We start from the raw sequence: 16,786 nt of genomic DNA, 5'->3' as shown, positions 1-16,786 counted from the left end.
TAACAGTATATGATGTTAAATTAATTTTCTTGATTCACATCGTATTTAAAAGTGTAATCATTCGGCCATATCCGAATTCACTAATCCACCGTCTGCCTCAATCGTGTTCGCTCTTCTCTTTTTCAAAATAGTGTAATTTTTCCTTCAGTTGACTGATAGCCGGTCCACAGCATCGCAATAACAGTCGCAGCAGCAAGAGCAAATATCGGCCAAACTGTTAAAATAATCATCAATAAAGATGGCAATTCCGAACATGGCGGTCATTATTTGAGCGCCGGCTCGAGTTTTCACCCGTTTCATCGCCCAATCCACCGCCAATCAAGTTTGTGAAAGCGATTACAATTCCTGAAATAAGCAAGAATAAAACAATGTACACGTTCCATGTATTTAATTCTCCTCCGTCTACACGACTCCTTTCACAGCATTCCATAAATGAATCCCCGTCTCTCTTGGCTTAAATCCCTCTAAGATGATTGCAGTTGAGACAATCCCTGCCCCTAACGACAGCAACACCCTTCGCGTAGCTGCTACCATTACCATCACTAAGATCGGCGGCACTAATGAAACGATGCTGTTTTCCATGTTTCTCCTCCTTGTTTGCCAAGAGCCATTTTCCCGGTCATTTAATATAGTATACGTGCTTTTTCATGCATCCCCTCTAAAAATTATAAAATTTTATAATATTTTGTAATTTTTCACAATTTGGAGTATTGCACTTAAGTTTAGTTAATCTAACGCTTTAAATAGGCAAAGAAGCCAGCTCCATCAGTGGCTGCAGCCTGACAACTGACTAGTTTTATTCATATTTTAAGAGGACGTTCTATTTTTATATTTCTTCTCTTGTCTATTTGATTTCACCCATTCTGGAACTGACGGGTGGCGTTCGTTGTGTAAGATAACAATAAAAAACGCTTGGAAAGTATGTTTATCCAAGCGTGTTTGCGTACTATTTAAACTTCATTTGCAATGCTATTTCATATGCTAAGTTAGCTATTCTTTTAACAGATTTTCCGAACAGAAGTCCCCCACCTCAAGGAATATGCAGGGCTTAGCCCGATGAGTAGGTGGAGGGATGAATGTTCGGCAGGCGTCAGCCTGAGCAATACTGCCAAGAAGTAATCGTGCTTTTCGGTGACTGCATGACATGAGTGGCTCTCCATGCTTATTTCTTATGAAAACGTTCGTCCGGCACGTCGCAGCCTTCATCTGTACAAAACGCTCCAGATACAGAATCAACGGATAAGTTTTGCAGAACCGGCTTCCCGGTTTCTTCTTCCCATACTTTTTGCAAAGCAGAAGTAAAAGCTTCAACGGGCTGTGCCCCGGAGACGGCATATTTGTCATTAAAGACAAAAAACGGAACGCCTTGCACACCAAGCTGGCGGGCTTCCTCTTCGTCGGTCCGCACTTCTTCGGTAAAACGGTCAGAAGCTAAAAACGCGAGCACTTCTTCCTTGTTTAATCCCACTTCCCCGGCGATCTCAGCCAGCACATTGTGATCACTTATAAATAGCGAGTCAGTAAAATATGCTTTTAACAGCCGCTCGGTTAATTCCGCTTCTTTCCCTTTTTCCCCTGCGAATTTTGCGAGGCGATGGGCATCGAGCGTATTCGTTGGCTTCATTTTATCAAAGTTAAATGTCAGGCCGGCTGATGCCGCCTGTTCGCCGACATTCGCATTAGCTGCCTTTGCCTGCTCGATACTCATTCCGTATTTTGCCGCAAGTACTTCATGAATGTTTTTTCCTGCCTCTTTTGCAGCGTTCGGGTCAAGCTCAAAGCTTTTAAATTGAATCGTCACTTGATCTTTATGCGGAAACTTATCTAATGCCGCTTCTAATCGGCGTTTCCCGATATAACAAAACGGACACACAAAATCAGACCATACATTAATTTTCACGTTTACACCTCTTTTTCAGAAAAAAGGGAGAAGCATACTGCCTCCCCCTAGTTTAAGTTTATTCATCTACTACAGTAACTCTCTCCATTACATCGCCATTTTTCATCGCACGCGCTGTTTCAAGGCCGGATGTTACTTTTCCGAATACTGTGTGGACGCCGTTCAAATGCGGCTGCGGCTCATGAACGATAAAGAACTGGCTGCTTCCTGTATCTTTGCCGGCATGTGCCATTGATAAGCTGCCTGCTTCATGCTTATACGGATTGCCTTCTGTTTCACATTTGATTGTCGTGCCACTCCCACCTGCTCCTGTTCCAGTCGGGTCCCCGCCTTGGCTCACAAAACCTGGAATGACACGATGAAAAGTGACGCCATTATAAAATCCTTCGTTAGCTAATTTTTCAAAGTTAGCCACTGTGTTCGGCGCAGCATCAGGATATAATTCAAATTCAATTGTTTCTCCATTTCCCATTAAAATCTGTCCTTTTTTTGCCATACAAATCTCTCCTTTTTATATAAAAGTTTTCAGTGTCTATCATAACGGACAAGTGAGACAAAGAAAAGCGTGAAGGCTTAGCTACAGCACAAATTGAACTAAAAAAAGAGGAGGCTGACCTCCATCGCTTGGGGATCAGACCCCATTCGTTTCTTACAGTCAAACTTGATCCAAGGCTTGCTTAAGGTCTTCCCAGATGTCTTCTTTGGCTTCAAGACCGACGGAAAGACGGATGAGCTTGTCGGAGATGCCCATTTTGTTTCTTGTTTGTTCGGGGATTCCTGAGTGTGTCATTGTAGCCGGATGTTGAATGAGGGTTTCTGCATCGCCGAGACTGACGGCAATTTTGATTAGTGACAAGTCGTTCAGCAGCTTTTGCGCCTGCTGTTTGCTGCCGTTGATTTCAAAGGAAATCAATCCGCCGCCTTTTCTCATTTGTTTTTGCATGATGGCATAATCGCCGCCTGCTTCGTCACCGGGATAAAACACACTTTTCACAGCGGGATGTTTCTCCAACTGTTCCACAATATAAACCGCATTCTCGCAATGACGATCCATGCGGACGGGCAATGTTTTCATTCCTCTCAGCAACAGCCACGCATCAAACGGCGAAATCACTCCTCCTACGTCTTTTAACGTCGTCATAGCGATCGAATGGATTCGTTCCTTTTTTCCTGCCGCAAGACCGGCAATTACATCTCCATGGCCGCCAATGTATTTTGTTGCGCTGTGCAGCACGATGTCGCAGCCTGCTTTTAAAGGCTGCTGCAAGTATGGAGAAGAAAACGTATTATCCACCACCACTAGTATCCCGTGCTTCTTTGCCACTTTCGCCACTAACTCCAAGTCAATCAGCTTCATTGTAGGATTAATGGGTGTTTCCACATAAATACAAGCCGTTTCTGGCCGAATCTGCTTTTCAATCTCTTCCTCTGTTTCTAGAGCATTAAAATCGTGGGTGATGTAATATTTTTCTTTCATTAATTGCAATAGTCCAAACGTACATCCATAAATGCCTTGTGAACATAAAATATGATCGCCGCTCTTTGTAATTGACATCAATATAGCTGAAACAGCAGCCATCCCCGAACCGAAAGCGAGCCCTGCTTCCGCTTCTTCAAGCTCGGCGATTCTTTCTTCTAACGCCCGCACCGTCGGATTGCCGAGCCGGGAATATATATAGCCTTCTTCCTCACCTGCGAAACGCTTTTCCCCTTGTTCAGCGCTGTCAAATGTAAATGTTGATGTTTGAAAAATAGGAGTAGTGAGACTGCCTAAATGGTCTTTTGCGTCATAGCCTGCATGAACCACCGCTGTTTCCATACTTTTAAACTTTTCTTTCATTTTCTTCCACTCCCTTACCTTAATCATATATATCCGTCTTTCTCTTCTTTATATTATATCTAAAATCAAGGTTTTGACAGCGCTTTCAATTTATTGAATGAAGGAAGCCCGAATAAAATAGGAAAAGTCTTATTCACCATAAAAACCGGATACTTTTTTACAGTATCCGGCACGACCCAGCAGTGTTTAATTTTTACGGGAAGCTTCTCATTCTTCTTTTTAATTATTCATTGCATTCATGATCTTCACTTTTTCCCGCACTTCTTCTATATTTCTCATTTTGTTGTCCCAGCAAGCTTGGCTTAAATCAACCGGGTATTCTTCTGGATTAAGCGAGCGTTTATTTTCTTTCCACAATAGCTCAAGATTTTCCTTAGCGAATGCTTGAACCTCTTTAATTCCGGGCTGCACATACACTAAATGCCCTTCTTGAAAAATCATTTCATGCAATTCTCTCGCTTCAAAATTAGTGATAAATTTGCTGATAAATGTATGCACGGGGTGGAACATTTTCAACCGTTTTTCTTCGGCCGGGTTTTCGTGTTCCATCGCTAAATAATCGCCTTCCGCTTTACCGTTTTCTTTATTAATAATCCGGTATAACCTTTTTAGGCCAGGAGTTGTCACTTTTTCAGGATTGCCGGATATTTTAATCGTGTCTTCCATCAAACCTTCTTCATTTTCAATAGAAACGAGCTTATACACGGCACCGAGAGCGGCTTGGTCAAAAGCGGTAATCAGCTTCGTACCGATTCCCCAGCTGTCAATTTTGGCGCCTTCTGCTTTTAAGCTCATAATCGTATATTCATCCAAGTCATTGGACGCAATAATTTTTGTATCGTAAAAACCGGCGTCATCGAGCATTCTTCTCGCTTCTTTTGATAAATAAGCTAAGTCGCCGCTATCTAGACGGATACCCGCAAAATTAATGCGATTTCCAAGCTCTTTCGCTACTTTAATGGCTGTAGGCACGCCTGACTTTAATGTATCATACGTATCGACTAAAAAGACACAGTCTTTGTGGCGCTCAGCATATTTATGGAAAGCGGTGTATTCATCTTTATAAGTTTGAACCAGCGAATGAGCATGAGTGCCCGAAACCGGAATGCCGAACAGCTTGCCCGCTCTGACATTGCTCGTGCCCTCAAACCCGCCGATGTAAGCGGCTCTCGTTCCCCAGATAGCGGCATCCAGTTCGTGAGCACGGCGGCTGCCAAACTCCATCGCCGCTTCTTCTCCAACGACTTGTTTGATCCGGGAAGCTTTCGTGGCGATCAACGTCTGGTAATTCACAATGTTCAATAAGGCCGTTTCAATAATTTGCGCTTCTGCAAGCGGTGCTTCTATTCTCATAATCGGCTCATTGCCGAAAACCATTTCGCCTTCGCGCATGGACTTGATCGTGCCGGTAAAAGTCAGTCCTTCCAAATAAGCGAGAAAGTCTTCCTCATAGCCTAAATCATCGCGCAAATACTCCATATCACTTGCCGAAAATTTAAAGTTTTGCAAGTACTCTATGATTCTTTCCAATCCGGCAAAAATGGCATAGCCGTTGCCAAAAGGGAGTTTTCGGAAATAAAGTTCAAACACAGCTTTTTTCTCATGAATGCCATCGTTCCAATACGTTTCAGCCATATTGATTTGATATAAATCTGTATGCAAAGCCAGCCCGTCATCTTCAAAATGCTTGTTCATGTTCTTTCCCTCCACAATTAAATAACTTTCGCTGCTAAACAATCTTGAAAATGACGCAATGCCCATTCATGGCCGGTCTGATTGAAGCTCGCGGTCGCATCTCGGTGAATGACAATCGAGTACCCTTTGTTGTACGCATCGACCGCTGTATGCAGCACGCAAATATCTGTACATACACCAACTAAATGAAGTTCAGTAATACCCCGCTCCCGCAGTCTGCTGTCCAAGTCTGTTCCCGCAAAAGCGGAATAACGGGTTTTGTCCATATAATAAAGCTGTTCGGAATGTTTGTTTTCCTGATAAACCGTCTCCAGCCGTCCGTAAAGTCTTCTCCCTTCCGTTCCTGCAATATTATGAGGCGGGAACAGCTTCGTTTCGGGATGATACGGATCATTTTCTTTATGTATATCAATGGCCAGTACAACGAACTCTCCTTCATTTAAAAATTCTTCAGTCAGCGAAGTAATGTTATCTTCAATTTCCACAGCAGGCTGACCGACTGGAAGAGCCCCGTTAACGAAATCAATCGTATAATCCACGTTAATTAACGCTTTTTTGCTCATTTCCTCCCACTCCTTTTATGTGATTTTCTTCACTTATAAATGCTCTTGATTGGACTATATTCATTAAAACGATAAAGCTTCGTTTTAAATTTGGAATGTCTTTGGGTCGTTTTTTGGCTGCCATCTTCATTCAGCACTTTTTCTATAAAGGGCAACTTCGGTGCTTTCCGCCAAAAAAACGGTTCAGATTTTACTACTTCTTCAACGAGATCACCTGCTACACATAAAACAATGTGGCGAAGTTCCGATAATGTAAACTCCTGAGGAAGAAACTCTTTGGCAAGTGTCGTTTGCAGCATTTCCAATTGGATTTTCCTGAGCGCATCTTTAATAATCGTTTCATGGTCAAATGCAAGCGGCCGTTCGAGCGCTTCGTGGATGTTAACCAACCGTACATCCATCGCATCATCACCTGCTTTTCTCCCGGTTAAAAGATGCTCCGGAACCGCTGCGTAATGGGCATTCGAAATAATCCAGCCTCTCGGATCCCGGCCTTCTTGATCATAAACAGCGTAATGCTTTAAATGTATGCCACAAAGGCCCGTTTCTTCTTTCAGTTCTCTCGCTGCGGCTTCAAATGCTGTTTCATCCGGCGCTACAAAACCTCCAGGCAGCGCCCACTTGCCGCCTTCGATATTCGGCTGGCCTTCACTGTTTATTAAAGCTCTTTTAATAAGAAGAATATGTAAGGAACGCTGAAACTCCGCCTCTTCTTCTTTCCTGATCGTAAAAATAACAATATCACTTGTGTAACCATCAGGAGTACGATACTGTTTATTATCATACTCCTTTAATGCTTCTTTGTGGGTAATAAATTTATCCAACACCCATTTTCACCTCAAATACGGCCGTTATTTTATTAATGATTAACGAATCGTTAATCAAAATATACGAGAAATATCAGAAAAAAACAACCCTTAATTGCTTTTTCGTAAAAAAAGACAAAAAAAATGAGGCTCCCTGCCTCTCAGTTCTTCTTTTCTGGCTTACGCCCCTTTTTTTATTTTCGGACGCTGACTGATCGCTCTTAATATCGACATTTTATCTTGTACCGTTAACATTCTCCAGCTTTTCACTTTGATTTTCATGATGAACCCCACCTTTATATGAAATGTTAATATTTTATCCGTCCATAAATGATTGTCTGCTTCTGGCTGTTCATCCTCTTACTCTATCATTACCGTTTTCCGGCAAAAATTAAACAAAATTCGTTCTACAAAAAATGACGAAAATCTGCAATTTGAAGCGCCGCCTCAAATATATAGCAAGTTTTTTCTGTCGAAAGTTTTTTCTAAATTTTCTGTATTCGTTTACCAAAAGAGAAATATGGGCTATCATCCTAATTATAAGCATAGGAAATGAGGAGGTAAAATATGCAAACAAAGCAGGACATTGTTCTTCATATTCATCCGGGACCATTCCGCTGCCGTGCTTCCGTTTTCTTTTGGGGAATATGGGTAAATTAAGAGTGTCTATCGTATTTTTTATAAAAAAATTTAAAAATGATCGGCAACTATTAACGAGTAAGGAGTTTGAACTTATGTCACTCACACCTGAGCAGCGAATTGAACTTCACGGATTTAATAACTTAACGAAAACAGTGAGCTTTAATATGTACGATATATGCTATACAACCACACCGGAAGAACGCGATGCCTATATCGAATACATCGATGAACAATATAATGCAGAGCGGCTGACAAACATTTTAAAAACGGTGTCCGATATGATTGGCGCGCACGTATTAAACGTCGCGAAGCAGGATTATATCCCGCAAGGAGCGAGCGTCACGCTGCTCGTGTCAGAAGGTCCAATCGTAGAAGTACCTGCAGAATCACTGGATGAGTCTCCAGGGCCGCTGCCCGACTCTGTCGTGATGCATCTCGATAAAAGTCATATTACCGTTCATACGTACCCTGAATACCATCCGCATGAAGGCATTAGTACATTTAGAGCCGATATTGACGTATCTACTTGCGGAGAAATCTCTCCACTCAAAGCATTAAATTATTTAATTCATTCGTTTGATACAGACATTATGACGATTGATTACCGGGTGCGAGGCTTTACGAGAGACAAGAGCGGCCATAAACTGTTTATTGACCACGACATTAACTCGATTCAAAACTATATACCGGATGAAGTAAAAAAAGATTATGACATGATCGATGTCAATGTCTACCAGCAAAACATTTTTCATACAAAATGTAAATTGCGGGAATTTGACTTGAACAACTACTTATTCGGACATACAACAGACGAACTCCATCCGAGTGAAATTAAAGAAATAACAGAAAAACTGAAAATCGAAATGGATGAAATCTTTTACGGGCAAAATATTCAGGAGTCTAAAGAAAAGTATTTTAACTATTAAATTAAGCCGCTGCTTCTAAAAAGAAACAGCGGCTTAATTTTTAAGTGCTGCTCACAGAAGCGGACGTACACATCGATTTCATGCAGAGTGTGCATCTTTGTTTTCACTCCTTTTCTAAAGAAGGGGCGGCAAAATCACCCCTCGCATTCAATGATCGTGGCAATCCCCTGCCCTCCGCCAATACAAGCAGTGATAAGAGCGTACTTGCCTCCGGACCGCTTCAATTCATAAGCGGCTTTCGTGACGAGAATGGCTCCTGTCGCCCCAAGCGGATGTCCATGAGCAATCGCTCCGCCATTGACATTTACTTTCTCCAAATCCATTTCAAGTTCTCGGTCACAAGCAATGACTTGTGCCGCAAATGCTTCATTAATTTCAATGATGTCCATGTCTTTTAAGGAAAGACCCGATTTCTCCATTACCTTTTTCACGGCTGGAACCGGTCCGATTCCCATAATATTTGGATCGACGCCCGCTACCGCATGAGAGCGAATCACCGCGAGCGGTGTGATGCCGAGTTCTTCTGCTTTTTCTCTCGACATAATCACAAGAGCAGCGGCTGCATCGTTTAAGCCGGAACTGCTGCCAGCGGTGACACTGCCGCCTTCGAGAAATGCAGGAGCGAGCTTCGCAAGTGCTTCTTTCGTCGTTTGTGGACGGGGATGTTCATCTTTTTTGAATTCGATTGGTTTTCCTTTTCGAACAGGAATGTGAATTGGAACGATTTGTTCATCAAATCGGCCTTCCTCCATTGCTCTCGCCATTTTTTGCTGGCTAAGATAAGCGAATTCATCTTGTTCCTCTCTGCTGATCTCATATTTTTCAACTAAGTTTTCAGCGGTGATGCCCATTGGCAGATCGCCTATTTCTTTCGGGGACAGCTGCGACTTTCTAAATTTTGGCGGCACTGGGCTGTACGGTTTTTCCGGCCGGTCCATCAAGTAAGGAGCACGACTCATGCATTCCACTCCGCCAGCCACATACACATCGCCATCTCCCGCACGGATGGCCTGCGCAGCTAGATTCACTGCATTTATGCCAGATCCGCATTGTCGGTCTATCGTCAGTCCCGGAAGCTCGAGGGATAATCCTGTCTGTAAGGCAGTGAGCCTTGCTATATTGCCGCCTCCGCTTAACACATTTCCGAAAATTACGTCTTCAACCATCTCAGGACCGACATTTGCCCGCTTTAATGCTTCTTTAATGACCTCTGCTCCAAATACGTGGGCGGGCACTGTCGCAAGCGCCCCTCCCTGCTTTCCAATCGCTGTCCGCACAGCAGATACAATAACAGCATCTCTCTTCACTTTTCCACCCTCTCCTTCTCTTCCACTTGGAAGCTTGACAACTTTACTCATATAGGCAAAATACAACCTGGCCTTTAATGACTTCTTTTTGTTCTTGATTAACAGCCGCTACATTAAAATGTATTTTATTACAATCAATTTTTGTTAATTTCGCTTTTAACGTAAGGACATCATTTAATAACACCATGCCTTTGAACCGGATCGAGTAATCTTGAATGAACCCTTCTCCATAATAAGGAGTGAATAGCTTCGATACATTCCCCATCGTCCACATGCCATGGGCAATGATACCGGGCAAACCCGTTTTTTCCGCTTCTTCATCAATCGTATGGATCGGATTGAAATCACCTGAAGCTCCTGCGTATTTAATGAGATCCAGCCTGTTAACCGGGTCGAGCTGCACGTCAGTAAGCGACGAGCCGATTGAATAGTCTGCTATACTAGTCAAGCTAACATCACCTTCCTGACCACTTCGTTAATGATTACGGTCTGTTTAGCCGAAAAAACAAGCTGTCCTTTAGAATCTTCACCGTATTTCGTTAACATTAAGAAGCCCATTTCTCCATGGCTTCCGCTTTTTTCAACGTAGTTTTTTACTTCTGTCCAACAATATACTTCCTCCCCGGCGAGCAGCGGCCGCTCATAATGAAATGTTTGTTCACCGTGGATCAGTCCTTTATTCGGCAAATGCAAATCTGCAATTATTCCATAGTCGAACGTAATAGGAAAAGTGGGAGGAGCCAGGTTTTCTTTATGTCTCGACTGTTTTCCGGTTTCTTCATCCGTATAAATCGGATGAAAGTCGCCAATTGCTTCAGCGAATTTTTTAACAGCTCCTCTTTCCACTATATTTTTTACTTTCTCTGAGCGCTTTCCAATGCTGTGATGCAGCACACTCTTCACCCCCGTTAATTTTTTGGACCACCTGCTACATAAAGTATTTGACCGCTGACAAATGAAGATCGTTCATCTGCAAAAAAAGCAACCGCATTCGCAATGTCTTCCGGCTTTCCGCTTCTGCCGACTGGTATGTTGCTGACGCTTGTTTTAATTAAGTCTTCAAACGGGATACCGATTCTTTCGGCTGTCGCTTTCGTCATATCTGTTTCGATGAAGCCTGGCGCCACAGCATTTGCTGTAATGCCGAATTTCCCCAGTTCAATCGCCAGCGTTTTTGTCAGCCCCTGCAAACCGGCTTTTGCTGTTGCGTAATTCGCTTGTCCCCGATTGCCGAGTGCAGAAGTAGAGGAAAGATTAATGATTCGTCCGTATTGATTGTTCACCATATATTGCTGAACAGCGCGCGAAGCATGAAAAGCTCCTTTTAAATGAACATCCATCACTGTCAGCCAATCGTCATCCGTCATTTTAAATAAAAGATTATCTCTAATGACACCGGCATTATTGACAAGAATATCAATGGAACCGAACTCTTCGTACACCTCTTTCATCGCCTGCTCTACTTGATCACGTTCTGTAACACTGGCCAATTTGGCATAAACGGAAACACCTTTTTCTTTTAATTCGGCCGCTGTTTCACTGAGCGCTTCTTGATTCACATCGATAATGGCCAATTTGGCGCCTTCTTCCGCAAATCGCCGAACAATTTCTTTTCCGATTCCCCGGCTTCCTCCCGTTACAAAAGCAGTTCGCCCCTCAAAATTACCTGCCATAATTGATTCCTCCTAGTTCCCATACTATGTGAAAAGCCTAAGAAAAAATTATTTTATACATACCTTGCAGTCAGCTATTCCGTATCGTTTGCTTCTTCAGACATATTCGAATAGCCTTTCATGATTTACGAGCCTTTAATGAACAGCTCCAGTCCCCTGCTTCTTCGACAAACATTGTTTTTTCTCCTGTTTTAGAAACAACCAAAAACCTCTGTACCTTTCCGTATTGCAACACTCTTGCCGGAAGAACAGAGGTAAATTTATTACGTTTTTTTGAAGCCTATGAATCCCCTGATTTATTATTTATTAATGAATCCTATTATTGGTCCGGACGGATTAACTTAAATGTACCGGTTCCTTTTGATAATAGTTTTCCCGTTTCATCTTTAATCGTTCCTTCTACAAAAGCCGTCTTATACCCTTTAGAAATAATCTCAGCTTCTGCAAAAATTTCACCGCCAGTTACTGGTGCAGTATAATGAACCGTTAAATTTGTCGTCACGCATCTAGTTTTCGTCACTGACCTTAAATGCATGCTTTGAATAAAATCGAGGACTGACGCATACACTCCGCCGTGCAGCGTGTTGTTCGTGTTCAATAAATAATCCTTCATCGCCAATTTAATTTTGACGTCTCCTTCTTCAAACTGGAGAATCTCCAGTCCGAGGTGCTGAAGAAAAGGGCATTCCTCAAATTCTTTTACAATGTCTTCTAGCAGCAAGCCGCATCCCTCCTTAGTTCGATGTAAATTGTGGTTTTCTTTTTTCAAGGAAAGCGCTCGTGCCTTCATTTTTATCTTCCGTCGCAAACAGAACCGCCTGGGCTAGTCTCTCGATCATTAATCCGGTCTTCATGTCCGCATCAAAGCCTAGGTGGATTGCAAGTTTCGCCATTTTTACAGCAAGCGGGCCTTTTGATAAAATCTGGCCGGCTGTTTCAATTACCTTTTCCTTTAGTTCACTTGCTGGAACCGCTTCAGAAATTAAACCGATTTGTTGCGCTTCCGCCGCGCTGATCATTTTTCCCGTTAAAATCATTTCGATCGCTTTCCCTTTTCCGACGAGACGGGCAAGACGTTGCGTCCCTCCGGCGCTCGGAATGATAGCGAGGTTCAATTCAGGCAAACCAAATTTGGCGTTTTCTGAAGCGATCCGGATATCACATGCCATGGCGAGTTCACATCCGCCGCCGAGTGCGTAACCATTGACCATTGCAATCGTCGGCTTGTCATACGCTTCGATACAGTCATACACTTCCTGCATACCTCCCGGCTTGAACACATCGAGTGCGGTACGTGACTTTAGCTGGCCGATATCCGCACCAGCCGCAAATGACTTTTCTCCTTGACCCGTAAAGATGACACAACCGATCGATTCATCGTGCTTTAATTCTTCCAGAGCGGCCGTTATTTCATCCAGCACGTCTTTGCTTAATGCGTTTCTTTGCTCTGGACGGTTAATAACTATAAAAGCGGCGCTTCCTTCTCTTTCTACTAAAATCGTATGAAAGTTCATCATTTCTTCACCCCATTGTACGTTATTATTCTCGTGCTTTCACTTTAATAGTTTAAATGCAGCCATACCGGCAGCGACGAGGCGGCCTTCACTATTAAAAACCTCACCTCGGCCGCTTCCGCTTTTTCCTTCTGCCTGTGATGAATAGCCTTTGCAAATAAACAGGCGGCTCACATCATTGCACAAAATCTGCACATGCAAATCTGTCGTGACGACAAATCCTCCGCCTGCTTCTGACACAGCCGTTCCAATTACAGCATCAAGCATCGTATAAAAGAGACCGCTGGCAACTTTGTCTGTTTCCGATAGGTGGCTATCAGCGAGCCCGACACTTAGAACAACTGCTTCCCCATCATTTTCTTGCCGCTCCAAACCTAAATAATCAAAAAAGTAAGATTGACCGACCTTTCCTGTTGCTTTCATGTTAGTTCCCTGACCAGCTTGTATTTTCAATCATGATTGCCATGCCTTGACCGCCGCCGACACATAAAGAAGCAATGCCGTAACGTCCTCCGCGTCTAACCAGTTCATACATCAGGGACACAACGATTCGTGTGCCGGTCGCGCCGACAGGATGACCAAGCGCGATGGCTCCTCCATTTACATTTAATTTATTTGAATCAATACCAAGCTCCCGCTGAACAGCGAGTGCCTGTGAAGCAAATGCTTCATTGACTTCAAATAAATCAATTTCATCCATCGCTATGCCGGTGCGCTCCAACAATTTGTTAATCGCCGGAACAGGACCGATCCCCATAATTTCCGGAGAAACTCCGACAGCAGCCCAGTCGACAATCACAGCTTTCGTCTGCAGCTGCCGGCTATTCGCTTCTTCCTCTGTCATCAAAAGAACTGCCGCCGCTCCGTCATTTCTTCCGCACGCATTTCCAGCCGTTACGGACCCGTCTTTTTTGAATGCAGGCTTCAATGCTGCCAGCTTTTCAATCGTCGTTTCCGGCCGCGGATGTTCGTCTGTATCTACGAGTAAAGTCTTCTTTTTTGCTGAAACTTCATATGGGACAATTTCTTCTTTAAATACTCCTTTTTCAATTGCCGCTGCTGCTTTCTGCTGGCTTTCGATCGCAAACTGATCCTGGTCGTCTCTGGAAATCCTGTATTTCTCAGCGACGTTTTCGGCCGTGTTGCCCATTCCCATTCGATCTCCATATATTTCTTTCGGCTGCTGCCCGGCTTCAAGGTTAGAGTCAACGAGATGAGCTTTGTCCCCGCCAAATCTCGATCCACGCAAGTATACAGGTGAGCAGCTCATGCTTTCTGTTCCGCCGGCGACAACGATTTCCGCTTGCCCTGATTGGATTTGCTGCACTCCGGAAGCAATTGCCTGCATGCCAGATGCGCATAAACGGTTGATCGTAAAAGCAGGAGCTTCTGCTGGAACACCTGCCCGCAGTGCGGCGACACGTGCCACATTGGATGATTCAGTGGACTGCCTTACCTCACCCATAATGACTTCATTTACTTGATTTGCAGAAACCCCTGCTTTCTCAAGCACTTTCTGAATAACATGAGCGCCCAAAAACCCTGAATTAACGTCTTTCAATGCGCCGCCGTAACGGCCGATCGGTGTGCGGACACCTTCTACAATGACTACTCTTTCATTCCCCATGTTCATCCCCCAATCAGCTATATTCTTTGTTCAACTGCCCAGCAATAATATTTTTTTGGATTTCCGACGTTCCTTCATAAATACGCGTAATGCGGGCATCCCGGTAAAAACGTTCAATCGGGTAATCAGAAATATAACCGATGCCGCCATGAACTTGCACCGCTTTATCCGCGACCCGGTTATACACTTCTGAACCGAATAATTTCAGCATGGCTGCTTCTTTAATGATTTTTTTCCGTTCATCGACCATCCAGGCAACACGATATGTAAATGAGCGCAGTGCTTCGATATCCACCGCCATTTCGGACAGCATATGTGCAACTGCCTGATGTTCAATGATCGGCACATTAAATTGAATGCGTTCCTTTGCGTAATTGACGGACAAATCAAGCAGCTTTTGGCTGGAACCAAGATTTCTCGCTGCAAGACCGGCACGGCCGTTCGCCAATATCTTCAGCGCATTCACGTAGCCTTGTCCTTCTTCGCTCAGCACGTTTTCCGTTGGTACTTCGCAGTCTTCAAGAATAATTTCCGCCGAGTGGGAACCGCGCAGCCCCATTTTCGGTTCAAATGCTCCGACGTGAAAGCCGGGAAAGTCTTTTTCTACAATAAATGATGTAATTCCTTTTGCTCCTTTAGACGGGTCAGTGACAGCCATTACGGTAAAAATATCTGCTTCAGTTGCGTTTGTTATATAATGCTTCGTTCCGTTTAAAATATATTTGTTGCCTTTTTTGACAGCCGTCGTTTTTAAATTCGTTGCATTTGAACCGGCGGCCGGTTCCGTTAAGGCGAATGCGCCAATGCGATGGCCCGCCGCCATATCCGGTAAATATTTTTTCTTTTGTTGTTCATTTCCCATGTCAACAATGCCAATTGTTCCAATACCGGTGTGAGCCCCAATTAACGTCGTGTATCCGTTATGTGTCGCACCGATTTCTTCATACAAGGCGCATTTTCCAACCATGCCGATGCCGAGCCCGCCATATTCTTCTGGAATGCTCAATCCAAACAAGCCGAGCTCTTTAGACATTTCCACGATGCGGCCTGGGATTTCGTTTTCCTCTTCTATTTGCATGGCCACTTTTTCCACTTCATTTTGAATAAAATCCCGTACGTTGCGCTTTAAAAACTGAATATCTTCGTCCAATTCAAAATTCATGACGGAGCCCCCTCCAGCTGTTTTATGTTTTTCCGGTCCTTTGCTTTTCAAGACGGACCGGAATTTTATCTGCTTTCTCGATTAAACTGTTGCTTTCAGTTTTTCAAATTCCTCCGCAAGCAGCGGCACGACTTCAAACAAGTCGCCGACGATGCCGTAGTCCGCCATGCTGAAAATGCTCGCTTCTGGATCTTTATTGATCGCGACAATCACTTTTGAGTTCGACATGCCCGCTAAATGCTGGATCGCACCGGAAATGCCACAAGCGATATAAAGATCTGGCGTCACCACTTTTCCTGTCTGCCCAATTTGCAGCGAGTAATCGCAGTAGTCGGCATCACACGCCCCGCGGGACGCACCGACCGCACCGCCAAGCACACTAGCCAGCTCTTGCAGCGGCTTAAAGCCTTCTTCGCTTTTCACGCCGCGGCCGCCGGCGATAATGACTTTCGCTTCGGATAAATCTACGCCTTCCGCTGTTTTGCGGACGACTTCCTGGATGATCGTGCGGATGTCTTTAATGTCCACTTGTATAGAAGACACGCCGCCTGAACGGGATTGGTCTTTTGCAAGCGGCGCGATATTATTCGGACGGACTGTCGCAAGCACAAGACCGTCACTTACTTTCTTCTTTTCAAACGCTTTTCCGGAATAAATCGGGCGTGTGAATACGACTTCGCCGCCTTCTTCTTCCACCGTTGTCACATCGGAAATGAGACCGGCGCCAAGACGGGAAGCAATTTTCGGCGATAAGTCTTTTCCTAATGCCGTGTGCCCGAAGACAATGCCTTCCGGTTTTTCTTGATCGACGACCGCAAGCAGTGCCTGCGAATAGCCGTCCGATGTATACTGCGCTAATTTTTCATCTTCCACTGTCACGACGCGGTCCGCACCGTAATGAATCAGCTGATCGGCCAGTCCACTCACCGAATCACCGATCAGCACCCCGATCACTTCGCCGCCTTCTGCCACTTTTTTCCCGGCCGCGATTGCTTCAAAGGACACGTTTCTAAGCGCCCCGTCACGTACTTCCCCTAACACCAATACTTTTTTTGCCATGTTCGTCCCCTCCTGTCTTGTTTGTTAAATCACTTTCGCTTCTGTATGCAGTGCGTTCACAAGTTCTTTCAC

The 16,786-nt window shown here is 44.2% G+C and carries 19 protein-coding genes; 1 reads left to right on the top strand and 18 read right to left on the bottom strand.

Annotated features, from left to right (window positions below; translation table 11 throughout):
* Positions 1 to 229 precede the first annotated feature (229 nt).
* From F9802_RS03690 to F9802_RS03655, 8 genes are all read right to left on the bottom strand, one after another.
* Positions 230 to 430, bottom strand: coding sequence for a hypothetical protein (locus tag F9802_RS03690; RefSeq protein WP_152149810.1), 201 nt, complete (start codon positions 428 to 430; stop codon positions 230 to 232).
* Positions 403 to 582, bottom strand: coding sequence for a hypothetical protein (locus tag F9802_RS03685; RefSeq protein ID WP_152149809.1), 180 nt, complete (start codon positions 580 to 582; stop codon positions 403 to 405). The genes F9802_RS03690 and F9802_RS03685 overlap by 28 nt, the downstream gene beginning before the upstream one ends.
* A 580-nt stretch (positions 583 to 1,162) precedes the next feature.
* The gene (locus tag F9802_RS03680; protein ID WP_152149808.1) at positions 1,163 to 1,900 is read right to left on the bottom strand and encodes a DsbA family oxidoreductase; all 738 of its coding nucleotides are present in this window, start codon (positions 1,898 to 1,900) and stop codon (positions 1,163 to 1,165) included.
* Positions 1,901 to 1,958: 58 nt separating this feature from the next.
* Positions 1,959 to 2,396 (bottom strand): peptidylprolyl isomerase, encoded by a 438-nt coding sequence (locus F9802_RS03675; protein WP_152149807.1) that lies wholly within the window; start codon positions 2,394 to 2,396, stop codon positions 1,959 to 1,961.
* A 159-nt stretch (positions 2,397 to 2,555) separates the two neighbouring features.
* Complete coding sequence (gene megL / locus F9802_RS03670) at positions 2,556 to 3,740, bottom strand: methionine gamma-lyase (protein ID WP_152149806.1); 1,185 nt, start codon at positions 3,738 to 3,740, stop codon at positions 2,556 to 2,558.
* Positions 3,741 to 3,959: 219 nt separating this feature from the next.
* Entirely contained in the window at positions 3,960 to 5,435 is a 1,476-nt protein-coding gene (locus F9802_RS03665; RefSeq protein WP_152149805.1) for a nicotinate phosphoribosyltransferase, read from the bottom strand.
* Between the two features lie 17 nt (positions 5,436 to 5,452).
* The gene (locus F9802_RS03660; protein WP_152149804.1) at positions 5,453 to 5,998 is read right to left on the bottom strand and encodes a cysteine hydrolase family protein; all 546 of its coding nucleotides are present in this window, start codon (positions 5,996 to 5,998) and stop codon (positions 5,453 to 5,455) included.
* Between the two features lie 29 nt (positions 5,999 to 6,027).
* Complete coding sequence (locus F9802_RS03655; protein ID WP_191991773.1) at positions 6,028 to 6,822, bottom strand: NUDIX domain-containing protein; 795 nt, start codon at positions 6,820 to 6,822, stop codon at positions 6,028 to 6,030.
* A gap of 716 nt (positions 6,823 to 7,538) precedes the next feature.
* Here F9802_RS03655 and speD point away from each other — a divergent pair.
* Complete coding sequence (gene speD, locus F9802_RS03650) at positions 7,539 to 8,372, top strand: adenosylmethionine decarboxylase (protein ID WP_152149803.1); 834 nt, start codon at positions 7,539 to 7,541, stop codon at positions 8,370 to 8,372.
* A gap of 134 nt (positions 8,373 to 8,506) precedes the next feature.
* Here the strand turns inward: speD and F9802_RS03645 are convergent, their stop codons facing one another.
* From F9802_RS03645 to F9802_RS03600, 10 genes are all read right to left on the bottom strand, one after another.
* Positions 8,507 to 9,679 (bottom strand): thiolase family protein, encoded by a 1,173-nt coding sequence (locus F9802_RS03645; RefSeq protein ID WP_152150271.1) that lies wholly within the window; start codon positions 9,677 to 9,679, stop codon positions 8,507 to 8,509.
* A 43-nt stretch (positions 9,680 to 9,722) separates the two neighbouring features.
* Complete coding sequence (locus tag F9802_RS03640) at positions 9,723 to 10,127, bottom strand: MaoC/PaaZ C-terminal domain-containing protein (protein WP_152149802.1); 405 nt, start codon at positions 10,125 to 10,127, stop codon at positions 9,723 to 9,725.
* Positions 10,124 to 10,573 carry a MaoC family dehydratase N-terminal domain-containing protein gene (locus F9802_RS03635; RefSeq protein WP_152149801.1) on the bottom strand — a complete coding sequence of 150 codons (450 nt, stop codon included), beginning with the start codon at positions 10,571 to 10,573 and terminating at the stop codon, positions 10,124 to 10,126. Before F9802_RS03635 ends, F9802_RS03640 begins: the two co-directional genes overlap by 4 nt.
* Positions 10,574 to 10,587: 14 nt before the next feature.
* Complete coding sequence (gene fabG / locus F9802_RS03630; RefSeq protein WP_152149800.1) at positions 10,588 to 11,352, bottom strand: 3-oxoacyl-ACP reductase FabG; 765 nt, start codon at positions 11,350 to 11,352, stop codon at positions 10,588 to 10,590.
* Between the two features lie 319 nt (positions 11,353 to 11,671).
* A complete protein-coding gene (locus F9802_RS03625; protein ID WP_152149799.1) occupies positions 11,672 to 12,073 on the bottom strand; it encodes a PaaI family thioesterase in 402 nt (133 codons plus the stop codon).
* Positions 12,074 to 12,086: 13 nt separating this feature from the next.
* Positions 12,087 to 12,869, bottom strand: a complete 783-nt coding sequence (locus F9802_RS03620; RefSeq protein ID WP_404799138.1) for an enoyl-CoA hydratase/isomerase family protein — start codon at positions 12,867 to 12,869, stop codon at positions 12,087 to 12,089.
* Positions 12,870 to 12,905: 36 nt separating this feature from the next.
* Positions 12,906 to 13,289 (bottom strand): PaaI family thioesterase, encoded by a 384-nt coding sequence (locus tag F9802_RS03615; RefSeq protein WP_152149798.1) that lies wholly within the window; start codon positions 13,287 to 13,289, stop codon positions 12,906 to 12,908.
* Position 13,290: 1 nt separating this feature from the next.
* Positions 13,291 to 14,493 carry a thiolase family protein gene (locus F9802_RS03610; RefSeq protein WP_152149797.1) on the bottom strand — a complete coding sequence of 401 codons (1,203 nt, stop codon included), beginning with the start codon at positions 14,491 to 14,493 and terminating at the stop codon, positions 13,291 to 13,293.
* Between the two features lie 13 nt (positions 14,494 to 14,506).
* Complete coding sequence (locus F9802_RS03605) at positions 14,507 to 15,655, bottom strand: acyl-CoA dehydrogenase family protein (protein ID WP_152149796.1); 1,149 nt, start codon at positions 15,653 to 15,655, stop codon at positions 14,507 to 14,509.
* Positions 15,656 to 15,736: 81 nt separating this feature from the next.
* Positions 15,737 to 16,714 (bottom strand): electron transfer flavoprotein subunit alpha/FixB family protein, encoded by a 978-nt coding sequence (locus tag F9802_RS03600; protein ID WP_152149795.1) that lies wholly within the window; start codon positions 16,712 to 16,714, stop codon positions 15,737 to 15,739.
* Positions 16,715 to 16,786: the final 72 nt, after the last annotated feature.

Origin of the sequence: Bacillus aerolatus, from assembly GCF_009183655.1 — a bacterium.
GTDB lineage: Bacteria > Bacillota > Bacilli > Bacillales > Domibacillaceae > Pseudobacillus > Pseudobacillus aerolatus.
The sequence above is the reverse complement of the archived record's forward strand: the minus strand, read 5'-3'. Positions and strand labels throughout refer to the sequence as shown.

Bases quoted from the DNA above. Each gene is read 5' to 3' on its own strand.
- F9802_RS03615 (WP_152149798.1), bottom strand. From the start codon at position 13,289: ATGAAAGCAACAGGAAAGGTCGGTCAATCTTACTTTTTTGATTATTTA.
- F9802_RS03660 (WP_152149804.1), bottom strand. From the start codon at position 5,998: ATGAGCAAAAAAGCGTTAATTAACGTGGATTATACGATTGATTTCGTT.
- megL (WP_152149806.1), bottom strand. From the start codon at position 3,740: ATGAAAGAAAAGTTTAAAAGTATGGAAACAGCGGTGGTTCATGCAGGC.
- F9802_RS03685 (WP_152149809.1), bottom strand. From the start codon at position 582: ATGGAAAACAGCATCGTTTCATTAGTGCCGCCGATCTTAGTGATGGTA.
- fabG (WP_152149800.1), bottom strand. From the start codon at position 11,352: ATGGCAGGTAATTTTGAGGGGCGAACTGCTTTTGTAACGGGAGGAAGC.
- F9802_RS03605 (WP_152149796.1), bottom strand. From the start codon at position 15,655: ATGAATTTTGAATTGGACGAAGATATTCAGTTTTTAAAGCGCAACGTA.
- F9802_RS03675 (WP_152149807.1), bottom strand. From the start codon at position 2,396: ATGGCAAAAAAAGGACAGATTTTAATGGGAAATGGAGAAACAATTGAA.
- F9802_RS03600 (WP_152149795.1), bottom strand. From the start codon at position 16,714: ATGGCAAAAAAAGTATTGGTGTTAGGGGAAGTACGTGACGGGGCGCTT.
- F9802_RS03620 (WP_404799138.1), bottom strand. From the start codon at position 12,869: ATGATGAACTTTCATACGATTTTAGTAGAAAGAGAAGGAAGCGCCGCT.
- F9802_RS03690 (WP_152149810.1), bottom strand. From the start codon at position 430: ATGGAATGCTGTGAAAGGAGTCGTGTAGACGGAGGAGAATTAAATACA.
- F9802_RS03610 (WP_152149797.1), bottom strand. From the start codon at position 14,493: ATGGGGAATGAAAGAGTAGTCATTGTAGAAGGTGTCCGCACACCGATC.
- speD (WP_152149803.1), top strand. From the start codon at position 7,539: ATGTCACTCACACCTGAGCAGCGAATTGAACTTCACGGATTTAATAAC.
- F9802_RS03665 (WP_152149805.1), bottom strand. From the start codon at position 5,435: ATGAACAAGCATTTTGAAGATGACGGGCTGGCTTTGCATACAGATTTA.